Genomic DNA, 17,129 nt, shown 5'->3' on the forward strand with positions numbered 1-17,129 from the left:
GCCGGAAGGCGACCTGGCAGACCCGCACTCTCGAAAGGACCGGCCACATCGGCCGACCTGTATGAACCGTAAGACTGTGTTCCGTAACGTGCTACTCGTAGCCGTCGTGCTGTTGGTGATCTATGCCTTCAGCTACTTCAGCAACGACACCCGCGACTTCAAGACCGTCGACACCTCGGTCGCGATCTCCCAACTCGACGCCAAGAACGTTGAGTCGGCGCAGATCGACGACCGTGAGCAGCAGGTTCGTCTGTGGCTCAAGAACGGCAACGACGCCACCGACGGTAAGACGCAGATCCTGGCGAAGTACCCCGCGAGTGCGTCGGAGCAGATCTTCGACAAGGTCGAAGGCGCCGGTGCGGACAAGTTCAACACGACGGTCACTCAGGAGAGCTGGCTGACGTCGATCCTTCTGTTCGTGCTGCCGATGATCATTCTGTTCGGCATCTTCTTCTTCGTCATGAACCGGATGCAGGGCGGCGGTGGTCGCGGCGGAGTCATGGGATTCGGTAAGTCGAAGGCCAAGCAGCTCACCAAGGACATGCCGAAAACCACGTTCGCCGACGTCGCCGGCGCGGACGAGGCTGTCGAAGAGCTGTACGAGATCAAGGACTTCCTGCAGAACCCGGCCCGCTACCAGGCGCTCGGCGCCAAGATTCCGCGCGGTGTCCTGCTGTACGGCCCTCCCGGAACCGGTAAGACGCTGCTCGCTCGCGCTGTCGCAGGCGAAGCCGGCGTCCCGTTCTTCACCATCTCCGGCTCGGACTTCGTCGAGATGTTCGTCGGTGTCGGTGCTTCGCGTGTTCGCGACATGTTCGAGCAGGCCAAGCAGAACAGCCCCTGCATCATCTTCGTCGACGAGATCGACGCCGTCGGTCGTCAGCGCGGCGCAGGACTGGGCGGCGGACACGACGAGCGCGAGCAGACACTCAACCAGTTGCTCGTCGAGATGGACGGCTTCGGTGATCGCACCGGCATCATCTTGATCGCCGCAACCAACCGCCCCGACATCCTCGACCCCGCACTGCTGCGTCCGGGACGCTTCGATCGCCAGATTCCGGTCGGCGCCCCCGACCTCGCCGGTCGCCGCGCGATCCTGCGCGTGCACTCGCAGGGCAAGCCGATCGATCCCAACGCCGACCTCGAAGGTCTCGCCAAGCGGACCGTCGGAATGTCGGGTGCTGATCTCGCCAACGTCATCAACGAGGCTGCGCTGCTCACCGCACGCGAAAACGGAACCGTCATCACCGAAGCCTCGCTCGAGGAATCGGTGGATCGTGTTGTCGGTGGACCGCGGCGTAAGAGTCGCATCATCAGCGAGCACGAGAAGAAGATCACGGCGTACCACGAGGGCGGTCACACGCTGGCTGCTTGGGCAATGCCTGACATCGAGCCGGTCTACAAGGTCACGATCCTCGCTCGCGGTCGCACGGGTGGCCACGCGATGACCGTGCCCGAGGACGACAAGGGTTTGATGACGCGTTCGGAGATGATCGCTCGTCTCGTCATGGCAATGGGTGGACGCGCCGCCGAGGAGTTGGTGTTCCACGAGCCCACCACCGGAGCGTCGTCCGATATCGACATGGCGACCAAGATCGCCCGCGCGATGGTCACAGAATACGGCATGAGTGCCAAGCTCGGCGCGGTTCGCTACGGACAGGAGGGCGGGGATCCGTTCCTCGGCCGTTCGATGGGCGTTCAGTCCGACTACTCACACGAGATCGCCCGTGAAATCGACGAAGAGGTGCGCAACCTCATCGAGGCAGCGCACACCGAAGCGTGGGCAATCCTCAACGAGTACCGCGATGCGCTCGACCTCATCGCTACCGAACTGCTCGAGCGTGAGACGTTGACTCGCAAGGACCTCGAGAAGATCCTTGCCGGCGTCGAAAAGCGTCCGCGCATAACGGCTTTCAACGATTTCGGTGGGCGCACGCCTTCGGATCGTCCGCCGGTGAAGACTCCTCGCGAACTCGCGATCGAGCGCGGCGAAACCTGGCCGGAGCCCGCTGCCGCACCTGTTCTCGTCAAGGCAGGCGCACCCAACAGCGGTGCCCCCAACGGCGGTGTCCCCAACAACGGTGGTCTCCCCAACAACGGCAACCAGGGGCCCTCGAACGGCTACGCACAGCCTTCGTACCCGCAGCCGAGTGCTCCGCAGCAGACTCCGCAACCGGGTACGCCCGACTACGGAGCGCCCGCCGGATGGTCGGCACCGGGTTGGCCTCCGCGTGAGAACCCGTCGCCGACGTACCCCGGACAGCAGTCGGGTGGGTACACCGGTGGACAGAATCCGACCCCGCCGAACCAGTCGCAGGGCCAGTACGGTCAGCCCCAACACGGTCAGCCCCAGCCCGATCAGGGGCAGTACGGCCAGCCGCACCCGGGACAGCAGGCGTACCCGGAGCAGCCGCATCCCGGCCGTCGTTACCCCGCGCAGCCCGATTACCCGGTGCAGTATCCGGACAGTGGACCCTTCGCCGATCCGAACCGGGGAAACCCGTCGGGTGAAAACCAGTGGCAGAGCCCCGCACCGGAACAGCCGCAAACTCCTCCTCCGCATCATTCGGCTGAGGACGAGGGACCGAGCACCGTTCGCTGGGACGGACCGGACGGATCTCGCTGACCTGGCGCCACTAGGCTCTGCGGCGGGGGACCTGTGAACAATTCTCGAGGAGAGTTCGGTTGTCGGTGAATGATGTGGCCAGTGAACTGGTGTCGCTCGGAACGGGCCGCCCGTTCGATCAGGCGCGGGCAGAGGCTGCCGTACGGGAATTGTTGATCGCGGTCGGGGAAGATCCGGAGCGCCCAGGCCTGCTCGATACGCCGGCCCGGGTTGCGCGCTCGTACAAGGAGATCTTCGCGGGTTTGTACTCCGAACCTGACGACGCGTTGAACACGACTTTCGACGAGGGTCACCAGGAGTTGGTGCTCGTGCGAGACATTCCGATGTTCTCGACGTGCGAGCACCACCTGGTGTCCTTCCACGGTGTTGCTCACGTTGGCTACATCCCGGGAAAGTCGGGCAAGGTCACCGGTTTGTCGAAGCTTGCGCGCGTCGTCGACCTGTACGCCAAGCGTCCGCAGGTTCAAGAACGCCTGACCAGTCAGATCGCGGACGCTTTGATGCGCAAGCTCGACCCGCGTGGAGCCATCGTCGTCATCGAAGCCGAGCATCTGTGCATGGCGATGCGCGGTATCCGCAAGCCCGGAGCCAGCACGACCACGTCTGCGGTTCGTGGGCTCCTGCAATCCAGCGCGGCCTCACGGTCCGAAGCGCTGGACCTCATCCTGCGTAAGTGAGCAAGATGTCCGCGGCTCCCGTTGCAGGCAGCGATCCGGCCCGGATGGTCGTGATGGGGATTCTGAACGTCACCGCCGATTCGTTTTCCGACGGTGGTCAATTTCTCGATCGTGACGCGGCGATCGCTCGCGGACTCGAACTGCAACGCATCGGCGTCGACATCGTCGACGTCGGCGGCGAGTCGACGCGCCCCGGAGCCACCCGTGTCGATCCGAAACTCGAGGCGGACCGAATTGCCCCGGTGATCGAAGAACTGGTGGCAGCCGGAATTCGCGTCAGCGTCGACACGATGCGTGCTTCCGTTGCCGCCGCCGCGATCGAAGCGGGCGCAGGCATCGTCAACGACGTATCGGGTGGTCGCGCAGACCCCGACATGGCCTCCGTTGTGGCCGACGCCGGAGTGCCCTGGATCCTCATGCATTGGCGCTCGGCCGGTGACTACGTCCATCGTGGCAGCGCCGATCACTACGACGACGTGGTCCGCGACGTCCGTGACGAACTGCTGTCGCAGGTCGATCTGGCGTTGAAAGCAGGGGTCGATTCGTCGTCGATCATCCTCGACCCCGGCCTCGGGTTCGCGAAGAACGCCGACCACAACTGGGCCCTGTTGCGAGCACTACCCGAGTTCAACGCGACCGGATTCCCGGTACTGGTCGGCGCTTCCCGCAAGCGGTTCCTGGGGTCTCTGCTCAGCGATCCCGACGGCAATCCGCGTCCACCTGGTGGCCGCGAGACTGCGACGGCCGTGGTCTCCGCCCTTGCAGCGCGCGAGGGCGCCTGGGGAGTTCGGGTGCACGACGCACAAGCTTCGCTCGACGCCATTGCCGTGGTCGACGCCTGGAACCGTGGACGAGAAAGGGCCTGACATGGGGGACCGAATCGAATTGCGCGGACTGAAGGTTCGCGGCAATCACGGAGTGTTCGACCACGAGAAGCGTGACGGTCAGGACTTCTTCATCGACATCACCGTATGGATGGACTTGGCTCCCGCCGCGGCGTCGGACGACCTGACGCAGACCCTGCACTACGGCGAGTTGGCGGAAGCCGCCGCAGCGATAGTCGCCGGCCCGTCGCGCGATCTCATCGAGACCGTCGCCGCGGAGATCGCCGACGACGTCATGAAAGATTCGCGAGTCGAGAGCGTCGAGGTTGTTGTCCACAAACCGTCGGCACCGATTCCGCTGGTTTTTGCGGACGTTGCCGTCGTCGCGCATCGGACCCGATCGGCATGACGCGCGCTGTTCTGTCGATCGGTTCCAACATCGGCGACAGCGTGGCTCACCTGCAGTCCGTTGTCGACGGGTTGGGCAGCGCCGTCGTTGCTGTTTCACCGGTCTACTCGACCGCGCCGTGGGGTGGCGTCGAGCAGCAGGATTTCTACAACGCGGTGGTGGTGGTCGACGATCCCGAAGCCGATGCCGCTGAATGGCTTCGCCGCTCGCAAGCTCTCGAGGAAGCCGCAGACCGGGTGCGCGAACAGCGGTGGGGGCCACGGAGCCTGGACGTGGACGTAGTCGACTGCGAAGGCGTCGTCAGTTCCGATCCCGTGCTCACACTTCCGCATCCGCGCGCGCATCTTCGGGCATTCGTTCTCGTTCCCTGGCTGGACGTCGAGCCTGACGCGACGCTGATCGTCGACGGCCAGAAGTTGCCGGTGGCACAAATTCTCGACGGCCTCGATCGCACTGAGCGCGAAGGTGTCCGCACTACCGATGTGGTGCTTGCGCGGTGACCGAAAAAGACAAGGGTTTGAAGCCGACCCGGATCAGTGAACTCGCGGTACTCGCCGCAGTGGCGGCCGTGGCCACCTGGATTCTGATTCGCGTGTTCTACGGTTCGATGCCGCCCATCCCCGTTTATGCGGGAGCGTCGCTCTACTTCGTCGCCGTTGCCGAGGCCGTCTTCGCTTTTGTCATTCGTTCACGCGTCAAGAACCGGCAGGTCGGCGACGGGCTCAGACAGCTTCATCCGATCACCGCCGCCCGAGCGCTGGCATTGGCCAAAGCATCCGCTTTGGTCGGTTCAGCTACCGTCGGTGTCTGGGTCGGAGTGCTGGTGTATCTCATCCCACAGCGCTCGGTTCTGCAGGCTGCAGCCTCCGACACGCCGGGCGCGTGGGTGGGGTTGGGCGCCGCAATTGCGCTGGTAGCGGCAGCTCTGTGGCTCGAACATTGTTGCAAGACGCCGGAAGATACACCTGACGAGCCTGCGCACTGACAGCCTGGTCGGCAAATCACCCACCGAGGTACGTGGCGACCCCGGTCTCGGCAAGTACCCTGGCAACCATGACAAATTCTGGTCGATCGAAGTCTGCGCGCCGAAGCAAGCGCAGCGCGAGCCAGATGATCATTGCTGCTCTTCTGGCACTTGCTGTCATTGCTTCGCTGTTTCTGATTTTCAGCAACAGCGTTCAGCTTCTTCGGGTGGGTCTGGTCGTCGCTCTGTGGGCAGCCACCCTCGGCGCTATCGCCATGACCAAGTATCGGCGTGAGTCGGCACTGGACAAAGCCAAGGTTGCCGATCTGCAGACCGTGTACGAACTGCAGCTCGAACGTGAAATTTCTGCTCGACGCGAGTACGAACTGAGCGTCGAAGGTCGCGTGCGACGTGAGGTGACCGCGGACGCGGAGGAGCTGGCCGGGTTGCGCGCCGAATTGGTGGCGCTGCGCCGAAACCTCGAAGCACTGTTCGAAGGTGGGCTGCTGCCCGAACAGACCGCGCTCAAGACCGATTCGACGCGAGTGCCGGAACTTGGCGGTAGTTCGTACGGCGCGTACCAGCCGGCACCGTCGGGGTTGTACGTTCCCGGCGCCGGCCAGAGCGGGCCCAGCCAACCGGCACCGAACGTCGGCGGCTTGGCTTCGCCCAACGACGATCCGGTGACTGCTGAGACAACCGTCGTGTTCGCGGAGACGTCGTGGCGTGACAGCAGCTTCGTGGCGCCGCGCGTCATCCCGACCCAGAAGTCTCGAGAGACGCAGAAGTCACAAGAGACGCAGAAGCCCCAGAGCGGGAACCAAGCACCGAGTTCTCCGGTGAGTTCCTCGCCGACACGAACGGTGAAAGACGTTCCGGTGAAGAAGGATTCGGAGCCGGTCGCGCCGGTCGAGCCTGAAGTCAAGGCTCCCGCCCAGGCCCCGAACATCGAAGATGCCGTCATCGAAGACGCTGTCGTCGAAGAGGTGCCCGAGGTTGTTCCCGCGGTTGTTCCCGAAGCTGTCGCGGAAGCTGAACCCGAATCCGCTGCGGAGCCTGACGCGGAGCCGCGACGTCGTCGCCGTGCTGCTCCGGAAGATGCCGCCAGTGGTGCTCATTCCAACGGATTGACCGTCGCCGAAATCATGGCAAACCTGAGTTCGAACAACCCGTCCGAAGGCTCCGGTCGACGCCGTCGCCGAGAGGACTGAGTCGCAGATCACTCGCCCGGCCATGGCATGACGGTTCGGGCGAAGGATATCCTCGGACGCAGAACGTCTGGTACCCGCCGAGCGGGACTGGAACGAACGAGAGGAATCCGGTGACTTCCTTCGGGATCACTAATGGACCTGCACCTGCGCGATTGACGGTAGGAATTGTCTCAGCAGGCCGGGTCGGAACAGCTGTCGGTGCCGCATTGGAGCGAGCCGGTCATGTTGTCAGCGCTTGCTCCGCCGTCTCCAGCGCCTCGGTTGCCCGCGCTGTGAAGCGGCTTCCCGATACCGAAATTCTTCCGGCTGCCGACGTCGCAGCTCGTTCCGAGTTGCTGATTCTCGCCGTTCCTGACGATCAGCTTGCGGATCTTGTTCGAGGTCTGGCGGCCACCCATGCCGTCAAGCCGGGCACGCTCGTCGCCCATACGTCCGGTGCCAACGGGATCGCGATCCTGACTCCACTCACCGAACTGGGCGCACTACCCCTGGCTATCCATCCGGCGATGACGTTCACCGGTCACGACGAGGACACCGCACGGCTGTCGTCGGCATGCTTCGGAATCACCGCTGCCGACGACATCGGTTACGCGATCGCGCAGTCACTGGTCCTCGAGATCGGCGGCGAGCCCGTCCGAGTGCGCGAGGAGAACCGCGCGCTCTACCACGCCGCACTGGCTCACGGCAGTAATCACCTGGTCACGCTCGTGGTCGACGCCGTCGAGGCCCTGCGAGCGTCGTTGCAAGGTGACGAGCTGCTCGGTCAGCAGTTGGTCGACGGCGATCCGGGTGGAGTGGCCGAGCGAGTCCTGCAGCCGCTGCTGTCGGCGGCCTTGGACAACGCGCTACGACGCGGTCCCTCGGCGTTGACCGGCCCGGTGGCACGCGGCGACGCTGCTGCTGTCGACGCACATTTGCGCGTACTGACAGACCTGGATCCGGAGCTCGCTGCCGGCTATCGGGCGATGTCCTTGCGATCGGCCCAGCGGGTGGGCGCCCCCACCGAATTGTTCGACATCTTGACTGAAACGGGAGGTGACCGTCGTGAGTGATCTGCAGGGCGGATACAAGCGCGGCGAACTGACGGTGCACCACGATCCGGACAAGCTTCGGCGCGTCTCGCGGGCACTGCGAGGTGTCGGGCGTCAGGTGGCGCTCGTTCCGACGATGGGTGCGCTGCATGCCGGCCACATCGAACTGGTTCGTCAGGCCAAGGTCACCGGCGCCGTCGTGATCGTTTCCATCTTCGTGAACCCGCTCCAGTTCGGTGCCGGCGAAGATCTGGACGCGTACCCGCGCACTCTCGATGCGGATCTCGACCTGTTGCGCGCCGAGGGCGTCGAATTGGTGTTCGCGCCGAGCGCCAAGACGATGTACCCGCGTGGTCAGCGCACCACCATCGTGCCGGGCCCGTTGGGTAGCGAACTCGAAGGCGGAGCGCGCCCCACTCACTTCGCGGGAATGCTGACGGTAGTGGCGAAGCTGCTGCAGATCGCGGCACCCAATCACGCGTACTTCGGTGAGAAGGACTACCAGCAGCTGACGCTCATCCGTCAGATGGTGTGGGATCTCAACTTCGATGTACAGATCATCGGAGTTCCGACGGTTCGCGAGTTCGACGGCCTCGCGTTGTCCTCTCGCAATCGCTACCTCGACGAGAACCAGCGCGCGGCAGCGGTCGCGCTGTCCGCCGCTCTGATCGCCGGTGCACACGCGGCGGCTGGGGGAGCGGAAGCAATCCTGGAAACCGCACGCGCTGTTCTGGCAGCTGTTCCGGAAATCGAGGTCGACTACCTCGAGGTTCGGGGCGTCGATCTGGGCCCCGCGCCCGAGCGAGGTGACGGTCGACTGTTGGTGGCCGCCAAGCTCGGAACCACCCGTTTGATCGACAACGTCGGTGTCGCGGTGGGAACCGGCTTCCTCGAGCGTGACACCGACCCATCCGCCGACGCCATCGACGACCTGCTGTCTCACTGAGCACTTTTCACGAGTAAGGACCTGGATATGTTTCGCACGATGATGAAGTCGAAGATCCACCGCGCCACCGTGACTCACGCCGACCTGCATTACGTCGGCTCCGTCACCGTCGACCAGGATCTGATGGACGCCGCAGACCTCCTCGAAGGCGAACAGGTGTGCATCGTCGACATCGACAACGGTGCGCGTCTCGAGACGTATGTCATTGCCGGCGAGCGCGGAACCGGTGTCATCGGAATCAATGGTGCGGCAGCGCATCTGGTCAAGCCAGGCGACCTGGTCATCCTCATCGCCTACGGCGTGATGAACGAGCAGGAAGTCAAGGAGTACTCCCCGCGCGTAGTCTTCGTCGATGCCGACAACAAGCAGATCGAACTCGGTTCCGACCCGGCTCACGCGCCGGAGGGTTCGGGTCTGATCACCCCACGCATGCTGTCGACGCTCGAGGCCTCGCGCGAATCCAGCCTGGTGTAATCCATGCTGCTCACGGTCGACGTCCGGAACACCAACATCGTTCTCGGTCTGTTCTCCGGGACTGGTGAGTATTCGAAGCTGTTGCAGGACTGGCGAATGCGAACCGATCCTCGGATGACTGCCGACGAGTTGGCGTTGACCTTCCGTGGGCTGTTGGGTTCTCATGTCGATCAGATCACCGGCGTTGCGGCGCTGTCGACAGTGCCGTCCGTCTTGCGTGAAATCCGTGTGATGCTCGAGCGGTACTGGGGTCACGTTCCCCATGTGGTGGTCGAACCGGGTATTCGCACCGGTGTGCCACTGCTGGTGGACAACCCCAAAGAGGTGGGAGCCGACCGGATCGTCAACAGCCTTGCCGCTCATCATCTTTACGAGGGGCCATGCATTGTCGTGGACTTCGGTACGTCGACCTGTGTCGACGTCGTTTCCGCCAAGGGTGAGTTTCTGGGCGGCTGCATCGCGCCCGGACTCGAGATCTCGACCGATGCCTTGGCGTCGCAGTCCGCTGCGCTGCGCAAGGTCGAATTGGTGCGCCCGCGTTCGGTGGTCGGCAAGAATACCGTCGAATGCATGCAGTCCGGTGCGGTATTCGGCTTTGCGGGCCTCGTCGACGGATTGGTCAACCGCGTCCGCGACGAACTACCGGAGTTCGGTGGTGACGACGTCTCCGTGATCGCGACCGGGGACAGCGCACCGCTGATCATTCCCGAGTCCGACACCATCGATCACCTCGAACGGGACCTCACCCTCGAGGGGCTGAGGTTGGTCTTCGAGCGCAATCAGGCGCGTCGTGGATCCGGTCGACGACCCGTCGCCTGATCGATGGTTTCGTTCCAGCGGTTTCGCGATTGCAAAAGTTATGCCACAATGGTGCTCGTGAATCGCTGCATGGGTGCTCAGGAGTGTTGTCGAGGCTGACCGCTGCCTTGACCAATTCACATTCCTTGGAGCTAGCTCGTGCTATCCACATATTCTGCAGATCTCTCTGTTTTGGCCCCGACTCTTACTGCTGACCGTGCTGTTTCCGCAGGTCGTAGCGCTAACCGTGGGGCGTCCGGACGTCGCCCGAGTGGTGCGTCGTTGCCTACCCGCCTTCGCCCGGCCGATCTGCTGCGTCTGACCGACGAGGGAGCAAACGGCGTGCTCGACGGCCGTTTCGATCACCTCATCCCCGACACCTTCCCGACGCTCGACCGTTGGTCCACCCGCTTGCACGCGGACGACGACGTCGATGTGTGGCTCATCAGTTGGGTGCCCGAACGCAACACCGAATTGCACGACCACGCAGGCTCGTTCGGTGCCTTGACCGTCCTCAGTGGTTCGCTCACCGAATTCCGTTGGGCCGGTGACGCCCTGGTGGAACGCCAGCTCGACGCCGGCGATCAGGCTTCGTTCCCGCTCGGATGGGTTCACGATGTCGTGCGTTCGACGGATGCTCCCGGTGCTCCGATCGAAATCAGCTCTGATGCACCGACTCTGAGCGTTCACGCCTACTCGCCGCCGCTGACGGCAATGTCCTTCTACGAAGTGACGGATCACCGGACACTTCGCCGCACCCGTACCGAGCTGACCGACCTGCCCGAGGGGGGCACCAAATGACCATCGACCAAATGCTCGACGACGCTCGCGCACAGATCGATCGTATGTACGTCTTCCAGCTCACCGAAGCCTTCCACCGCGGCGCGATCTTCGTCGACATTCGCCCGCAGGCGCAGCGCGCCATCGAGGGAACTCTTCCCGGTGCACTCGCGATCGAGCGAAACGTGCTCGAATGGCGCCTCGACCCCACCAGCAGCGCACACCTCGCGTTGGCCACCGACCACGACGTCGAGTGGGTGATCGTCTGCTCCGAGGGTTACACCTCGAGCCTGGCCGCAGCGTCGTTGCAGCAGTTGGGTCTGCACAAGGCCACCGATCTCGTGGGTGGATACCAGGCGATCAAGGCCGCCGGCCTGCTCGGTGCGCTCAGCGGAGTGCGTCATTGCTCCCGCGAGTTGGCGGCTGTGTCAGCTCATTGAGGTATTTGCTGTGCGCCTTTATTAACCGCGGGCGGTTAATAAAGGCGCACAGCGGGTCTGGCGGTACATCTTCGGGCTCATTCCGTGATGACGGGTGAACGCGGTTGTGAGGGCGAAGGGGCTCGAGTAACCCACTTCTCGCGCGATCGACGACACCGTTCGTGCCGGGTCTGCGAGCAGATCTGCCGCCACGGACAGTCGCCACTCGGTCAGATAGCCGACAGGTCCGAGCCCCATGAGGCTGGTGAACCGGCGCGCGAAGGCCGCTCGCGAGCTGCCGGACTCCTGGGCCAGGCTCGCGACCGTCCAGGGGTGTTCCGGCCGATTGTGTATGAGCCGCAAGGCATGCCCGATGACGGGATCCTCGTAGGCCTTGATCCATCGCGGTGATCGATTCGGGTTCTCGGCGAACCAGGTCCGGGCCGCTGAGATCAGGACCAGGTCCAGGAGCCTGTCCAACAACACTTCCTGTCCGGGCCCGTCGGCGGCGATCTGTTGTTCCAGAAGGTTTGTCATCGGCGCGGTTTCGATGCTGCGTCGCACTACCGCGACGGGTGTCAGGCTGTCGAGGATCTGACGGCTGACATAGGAGTCCAAACGGTATGTGCCCGTGAGCATGACGGTCTGACCACTGGTCGAGTTGCCCCAGGTGCGAACGCCGAGAACCGACATGTCCTCGAGTGGTGTGCCGTCGACCGCAGCGCAATTCTGTGCTTCGTCGATCAGTACGTGGACTGGTGTGTCCGGGTGATCGGCGACCGTATACGGATCGGGGCCGCGCAACAGTGCAACGTCGCCGGCCTCGAGATCTTCTGTCTGTCCGGTGTCGGAGACGACGACCGCGCTGCCTCGAACCAGAACCAGCACGGTGATCGGTGCGTGGTCCTCGATACGTAATGACCACGGTGGATCGAGCAGCGAGCGCAGTAGAAAAGCGCCCTCCGCCCGCGATCCGGCCAGCATCATCGACAATGCATCCATGCTTCGACCGTAGACGCTGGCGTATGTTTTTGTGACCTTCGGCTATGGATCGTATTGACGCTCCGCGGTCGAATGAGTGCATGACGACAACAAGCGACATTCAATCGGCAGTAGTGATCGGTGGTACCGGCAAGACCGGTGCGCGCGTTGCGCAGAGGCTGACGGCGGTGGGAATCCGTACCCGAATCGCATCGAGAACATCCGGGGCGCGTTTCGACTGGAACGATCAGACGACGTGGCAGCCAGCAGTGTCCGGCGTCGACGTGGCATATGTGACGTATGCGCCAGATCTGGCTGTTCCGGAATCGAGCACCCACATCGAGGAGTTCGCGGAGCTTGCGTACCGCGAAGGGGTTCGTCGCATGGTGCTCCTGTCCGGGCGCGGTGAACCGGCGGCGCAGAAAGCCGAGCAGGTTCTCGCCGACAGCGGTCTGGAATGGGCTGTGGTGCGGGCCAGTTGGTTTGCCCAGAACTTCAGTGAGGGGTACCTACTCGATCCGATTCGGGAAGGCCACCTGGCACTTCCGGTCGGTGAGGTGGGGGAGCCGTTCATCGACGTCGACGATCTCGCCGACGTGGCGGTGGCCGCATTGACTCGAACCGACCTCCTCGGCCGAGTTCTCGAGGTGACAGGTCCGGAGTTGCTCACTTTCGCGGCGGCGGTGGATGCGATTTCGACGGCGTCGGGTCGTCTCGTGACATTCGAAAGAATTGGACTCAAACAGTTTTCCGACGGCATGGCGGAGGTCGGCGTCCCGAGTGACGTCGTGGAGTTACTCAGGTACCTGTTTGCCGAGGTTCTCGACGGACGAAATCAAAGTGTGACCGGCGTCGTCGAAGAGGTCCTGGAACGACCCGCTCGAGATTTCACCACTTTTGCCGCCGAGGCTGCTCGAACGGGGGTCTGGTCGTGAAGAAATCCGAGATTTTCTTGGAGCTGCTGCTCGGGGTGACTGCCCTCGGCGCGCTCGTCGCCGGTGGTGCGTTGTTTGCCTTCTCGTCCTTCGTGATGCCCGCTCTGCGGTCGGTCGATGCACATACCGCGATCACGTCGATGCAGGCGATCAACGTCGAAGCGCCGCGTAGTGCGTTGATGCTGCCGCTGGTCGGATCGGCGCTCACCGCGATCGCCGCTGGAATCTGGGCAGCGATCTCCAGACCGGACGGCTGGGTCCTTGCTGTCGTCGGTTGCGTCGGGGTGCTCGCGTCCTTCGCGGTGACCGCGATCTACCACGTCCCTCGCAACGACGCGTTTGCCTCGGTCAGCACTATCGACGCGGCCGCATGGGCGTCGTACGAGGCGGGTTGGACTATGTGGAATCACGTTCGGGTCGGGCTGTACCTGCTGTCGGGAATCGTGCTCGCGGTGGCCGCGGTGCTACCAGCAACAAACGCGGTGGACACGGCCCAGTAGTCTTGTACCCCGTGAGTGATGTAGAAGCCCAGCCAGTCGACGACACCCCCGAGCAGCTCCGTATCCGGCGCGAGAAGCGTGAACGGATCCTCGCGCAGGGGCAGGAGGCGTACCCGGTTTCGGTCGATCGCACCCACACGCTCGCGCAGATCCGCGCGGAGTACCCGGAACTCGAGCCGGACACGGCGACTGGCGTGCTGGTCGGCGTCGTCGGCCGCGTCATCTTCATGCGCAACACCGGCAAGCTGTGCTTCGCGACTCTGCAGGAAGGCGACGGTACCCAGCTGCAGGCCATGATCAGCCTCGCCGGCGTCGGCGAAGAGGCACTGGCTGCCTGGAAGTCCGACGTCGACCTCGGCGACTTCGTCTTCATCCACGGTGAGGTCATCAGCTCCCGTCGCGGCGAGCTCAGCGTGATGGCCGATGCCTGGCAGATCGCATCCAAGTCGCTGCGCCCCCTGCCGGTCGCTCACAAGGAGATGAGCGAAGAGTCCCGGGTGCGTCAGCGCTACGCGGATCTGATCGTTCGCCCCGAGGCTCGCGACAACGCCCGCAAGCGCGTCGCTGTTGTCCGTGCGCTGCGCAATGCACTCGAGAGCCGCGGCTTCCTCGAGGTCGAGACGCCGATGCTGCAGACGCTGCACGGCGGCGCGGCAGCTCGCCCGTTCGTCACGCACTCGAACGCCCTCGATATCGACCTGTACCTGCGTATCGCGCCGGAACTGTTCCTCAAGCGTTGCGTCGTCGGCGGTATCGAGAAGGTCTTCGAGATCAACCGCAACTTCCGCAACGAGGGCGTCGACTCCACTCACTCGCCCGAGTTCGCGATGCTCGAGACGTACGAGGCCTACGGCACGTACGACGATTCCGCGAAGATGATTCGTGAACTCGTCCAGGAAGTTGCGCAGGAAGCATTCGGCACGCAGGTCCTCACCCTCGCCGACGGTTCCGAGTACGACGTCAGTGGCGAGTGGCAGGTTCTCGAGATGTACCCGTCGCTGTCGGCTGCCATCGGCACCGAGGTCACGCCGGATACAACGGTCGACGAGCTTCTCGCTCTGGCGGAGAAGGTCGGCCTCGAGGTTCCCAAGGACAAGGGCTACGGCCACGGCAAGCTCGTCGAGGAGCTGTGGGAACACCAGTGCGGCGATCAGCTGTACGTGCCGACGTTCGTCCGTGACTTCCCGGTCGAGACGTCGCCCCTGACCCGTGATCACCGCAGCAAGAAGGGTGTCACCGAGAAGTGGGACCTGTACATCCGCGGATTCGAGTTGGCGACAGGCTACTCCGAACTTGTCGACCCGGTCATCCAGCGTGAGCGCTTTGTCGACCAGGCGCGCCTCGCGTCGGCAGGCGACGACGAAGCGATGGTGCTGGACGAGGAGTTCCTCGCCGCGATGGAACAGGGCATGCCGCCGACCACCGGCACCGGCATGGGAATCGATCGACTGCTGATGGCTTTGACTGGTCTCGGTATTCGCGAGACGATCCTCTTCCCGATCGTTCGTCCGTCCGCTCGCTAGCTTTACTTCGATCAAGGTTCGGCCGCACATGTTGCGGCCGAACCTTTTTCAGTTGGGGCGCTCCCAAGGTATTCGATAGTTCCCAACGACATTCGCCTGCGGCAAAGGATTCATCCATGCGCGGTCGCCCGAGTTTCGGACTCTCGAATTGTTGCGATGATTTGGTCGATCGTGCCCTGGTTGAGTGCGTCAGGTAGTCCCTGATCCGACTGGACGAGGAAGACCATGACCTCGGCTGTGGAGTATCCGGGTGTGGTGACGACATCGAATTGTGCTGAGGGCGGATAGCATTCGTTGTCCGCCGGGATATTTGTGACGGTTGCGGCGTGCCGGATCGCCGGGCGTCCGGAGATGGTGAAATTCGTGGGTCCGCCGTAAGCGATACTGGCGAGAGTGCCGTTCTTGGAGGCGAAGATTGCGCTCGGTAGAGGTCTTTTCTCGAGCCGTCGTCTGTCATGATTCCCCCGTCTGGATGCATCCCCCGATGCGTCGCGAGGAGTGTATCGGCACTGTCCTTGTCGCAAGACAAGTCGACCGGCATACCCGGCGGCGAGAAGTCCCAATCATCCTGACGAGCCAAGACAGGACGTTTGTCCAGGTGCTATTGTCGCTGCTTATCGAAGGATCTGGGGAGGAATGGTCGTGGTGAAAAAGGTTGTTGTCACGATGGTTGACGATCTGGACAAAAAATCGCCCGCGGACGAAACTGTGGAGTTTTCCGTCGACGGAGTTGCTTACGAAATCGATCTCACCGCCGCCCACGCCGCGGAACTGCGCGATGCACTGAAAAAGTGGATTCCTCATGCGAGAAAGTCGAATTCCGCCAAATCAGTCAACGGAGCGGTGACCAAATCCCGTCCCGTTGCGGACCGCGATCAGAGTGCCGCCATCCGCGAATGGGCCAAGGGTGCCGGCTTCGAGATTTCGGCCCGCGGTCGTATTTCCACCGAGGTGCGCCGAGCCTACGAAAAGGCCGTCTGAAATGGATCGCAAATGGATTCGGGCGCATTTTGCCGAAACGGATTGATAACGCGTTCTAGTTTGTTAGCGTCTGCACGGTTCGCATCTCTCGTAGAGGAGTCGGTCGTGCACAGAAACAGGTTGTTCGGGGGCGTGGTTCTTGCCGCTCTGATGCTCGTCGGGTTCACCTCCGTGGCTTCGGCTCAGGCTCCGTTGCCCGTGCCCAATGCCTTCCTTGCCGGTGTTCCTCAGGAGTTGGGAAATCCTGGCGGTTCAGCTCCTGGATCCAATGACTTTTCGTGTAAACCGACTGCCGAACATCCCAATCCGGTTGTGCTCGTTCACGGAACGGGTGGAAACAGGCAGACCAACTGGGCCACCTATGCGCCGTTGCTCGCCAACGAGGGCTACTGCGTCTTCGCGCTGACGTACGGCAACTTCCCCGAGCAACCGTGGCCGTTGTCGGCGATCGGTGGAATGCAGGAAATTCCTTCCAGCGCAGCACAATTGTCGAATTTCGTCGATCAAGTACTTGATGCCACGGGTGCTACATCGGTAGATCTGATCGGACATTCCCAGGGCACCATCATCAACGGGTACTACGCGAAGTTCCTCGGTGGTGCCGACAAAGTGGACAACATCGTCTCGGTGGCGTCGCTGTGGAAGGGAACGCTCGGAAACGAGCAGGCAAGTGTCGGCCGCAGCCTTCGCGAACTCGGGGTATCCGAGGCAGCGCAGGCCGGATTCCCGATCTGCAAGGCATGTCTGAACATGGGGGCAGGCTCGGAGTTCATCGAAAATCTCCGTGCGGGAGGCGTTTACGCGCCGGGTGTTCACTATACGAACATCACGACCCGCTACGACGAACTGGTGCTGCCGTATACAAATGGGCTGGAGCCTGGGCCGAACGCCACCAACATCGTCGTCCAGGACGGTTGTGAGCAAGACATCTCCGATCACCTCGCCATCGCGGCATCGCTGCGCGCCGCGACTTTTGCTCTCAATGCACTCGACCCCGCGCATCAGCGGCCGGTACCGTGCAACTCGGTATTGCCCGTCGTGGGTTGATCA

19 protein-coding genes are annotated in these 17,129 nt (G+C 63.1%); 18 read left to right on the plus strand and 1 reads right to left on the minus strand.

Annotated elements, in window-relative coordinates; translation table 11 throughout:
* The first annotated feature begins 61 nt into the window (after window positions 1-61).
* The 13 genes from ftsH to ACBG85_RS03560 all read left to right on the plus strand — a co-directional run bounded on the left by ftsH (window position 62) and on the right by ACBG85_RS03560 (window position 11,180).
* The gene (ftsH, locus tag ACBG85_RS03500) at window positions 62-2,626 is read left to right on the plus strand and encodes an ATP-dependent zinc metalloprotease FtsH (protein ID WP_058039266.1); all 2,565 of its coding nucleotides are present in this window, start codon (window positions 62-64) and stop codon (window positions 2,624-2,626) included.
* 59 nt (window positions 2,627-2,685) lie between these two features.
* Window positions 2,686-3,303, plus strand: a complete 618-nt coding sequence (gene folE / locus ACBG85_RS03505) for a GTP cyclohydrolase I FolE (protein WP_019746783.1) — start codon at window positions 2,686-2,688, stop codon at window positions 3,301-3,303.
* Window positions 3,304-3,308: 5 nt separating this feature from the next.
* Window positions 3,309-4,169 carry a dihydropteroate synthase gene (gene folP / locus ACBG85_RS03510; RefSeq protein ID WP_020968349.1) on the plus strand — a complete coding sequence of 287 codons (861 nt, stop codon included), beginning with the start codon at window positions 3,309-3,311 and terminating at the stop codon, window positions 4,167-4,169.
* A gap of 1 nt (window position 4,170) precedes the next feature.
* The gene (gene folB / locus ACBG85_RS03515; protein WP_003945780.1) at window positions 4,171-4,536 is read left to right on the plus strand and encodes a dihydroneopterin aldolase; all 366 of its coding nucleotides are present in this window, start codon (window positions 4,171-4,173) and stop codon (window positions 4,534-4,536) included.
* On the plus strand, window positions 4,533-5,036 hold the full coding sequence (gene folK / locus ACBG85_RS03520; RefSeq protein ID WP_003945848.1) for a 2-amino-4-hydroxy-6-hydroxymethyldihydropteridine diphosphokinase: 504 nt from the start codon (window positions 4,533-4,535) through the stop codon (window positions 5,034-5,036). Before folB ends, folK begins: the two co-directional genes overlap by 4 nt.
* Before the next feature lie 17 nt (window positions 5,037-5,053).
* Window positions 5,054-5,521, plus strand: coding sequence for a DUF3180 domain-containing protein (locus ACBG85_RS03525; protein WP_153213529.1), 468 nt, complete (start codon window positions 5,054-5,056; stop codon window positions 5,519-5,521).
* Window positions 5,522-5,589: 68 nt separating this feature from the next.
* Window positions 5,590-6,711 (plus strand): DUF6779 domain-containing protein, encoded by a 1,122-nt coding sequence (locus tag ACBG85_RS03530; protein ID WP_193748391.1) that lies wholly within the window; start codon window positions 5,590-5,592, stop codon window positions 6,709-6,711.
* Between the two features lie 110 nt (window positions 6,712-6,821).
* A complete protein-coding gene (locus ACBG85_RS03535) occupies window positions 6,822-7,763 on the plus strand; it encodes a Rossmann-like and DUF2520 domain-containing protein (RefSeq protein WP_372026236.1) in 942 nt (313 codons plus the stop codon).
* Window positions 7,756-8,688, plus strand: coding sequence for a pantoate--beta-alanine ligase (gene panC / locus ACBG85_RS03540; protein ID WP_003945953.1), 933 nt, complete (start codon window positions 7,756-7,758; stop codon window positions 8,686-8,688). The genes ACBG85_RS03535 and panC overlap by 8 nt, the downstream gene beginning before the upstream one ends.
* 27 nt (window positions 8,689-8,715) lie before the next feature.
* Window positions 8,716-9,162 (plus strand): aspartate 1-decarboxylase, encoded by a 447-nt coding sequence (gene panD / locus ACBG85_RS03545; RefSeq protein WP_003945761.1) that lies wholly within the window; start codon window positions 8,716-8,718, stop codon window positions 9,160-9,162.
* 3 nt (window positions 9,163-9,165) lie between these two features.
* Window positions 9,166-9,981 carry a type III pantothenate kinase gene (locus ACBG85_RS03550; RefSeq protein ID WP_007726991.1) on the plus strand — a complete coding sequence of 272 codons (816 nt, stop codon included), beginning with the start codon at window positions 9,166-9,168 and terminating at the stop codon, window positions 9,979-9,981.
* 261 nt (window positions 9,982-10,242) lie between these two features.
* Complete coding sequence (locus ACBG85_RS03555; RefSeq protein WP_007726989.1) at window positions 10,243-10,761, plus strand: cysteine dioxygenase family protein; 519 nt, start codon at window positions 10,243-10,245, stop codon at window positions 10,759-10,761.
* A complete protein-coding gene (locus ACBG85_RS03560; protein ID WP_003945445.1) occupies window positions 10,758-11,180 on the plus strand; it encodes a rhodanese-like domain-containing protein in 423 nt (140 codons plus the stop codon). The genes ACBG85_RS03555 and ACBG85_RS03560 overlap by 4 nt, the downstream gene beginning before the upstream one ends.
* Before the next feature lie 21 nt (window positions 11,181-11,201).
* Here ACBG85_RS03560 and ACBG85_RS03565 read toward each other — a convergent pair whose 3' ends face one another.
* Entirely contained in the window at window positions 11,202-12,161 is a 960-nt protein-coding gene (locus ACBG85_RS03565; RefSeq protein WP_050656736.1) for an AraC family transcriptional regulator, read from the minus strand.
* Between the two features lie 80 nt (window positions 12,162-12,241).
* Between ACBG85_RS03565 and ACBG85_RS03570 the strand changes: the two genes are divergently transcribed.
* The 5 genes from ACBG85_RS03570 to ACBG85_RS03590 all read left to right on the plus strand — a co-directional run bounded on the left by ACBG85_RS03570 (window position 12,242) and on the right by ACBG85_RS03590 (window position 17,126).
* Complete coding sequence (locus tag ACBG85_RS03570) at window positions 12,242-13,075, plus strand: NAD(P)H-binding protein (protein WP_050656737.1); 834 nt, start codon at window positions 12,242-12,244, stop codon at window positions 13,073-13,075.
* On the plus strand, window positions 13,072-13,575 hold the full coding sequence (locus tag ACBG85_RS03575) for a DUF1772 domain-containing protein (RefSeq protein WP_047269656.1): 504 nt from the start codon (window positions 13,072-13,074) through the stop codon (window positions 13,573-13,575). Before ACBG85_RS03570 ends, ACBG85_RS03575 begins: the two co-directional genes overlap by 4 nt.
* Window positions 13,576-13,586: 11 nt before the next feature.
* Window positions 13,587-15,098, plus strand: coding sequence for a lysine--tRNA ligase (lysS, locus tag ACBG85_RS03580; RefSeq protein ID WP_003945834.1), 1,512 nt, complete (start codon window positions 13,587-13,589; stop codon window positions 15,096-15,098).
* A gap of 642 nt (window positions 15,099-15,740) precedes the next feature.
* Window positions 15,741-16,079 (plus strand): Lsr2 family protein, encoded by a 339-nt coding sequence (locus tag ACBG85_RS03585; RefSeq protein WP_003945673.1) that lies wholly within the window; start codon window positions 15,741-15,743, stop codon window positions 16,077-16,079.
* A 150-nt stretch (window positions 16,080-16,229) separates the two neighbouring features.
* Window positions 16,230-17,126: a triacylglycerol lipase gene (locus ACBG85_RS03590; RefSeq protein WP_047269726.1), complete on the plus strand. Its 897-nt coding sequence runs from the start codon at window positions 16,230-16,232 to the stop codon at window positions 17,124-17,126.
* Window positions 17,127-17,129 lie beyond the last annotated feature (3 nt).

Origin of the sequence: Rhodococcus sp. NyZ502, assembly GCF_041464245.1 — a bacterium.
Lineage (GTDB): Bacteria > Actinomycetota > Actinomycetes > Mycobacteriales > Mycobacteriaceae > Rhodococcus_F > Rhodococcus_F qingshengii.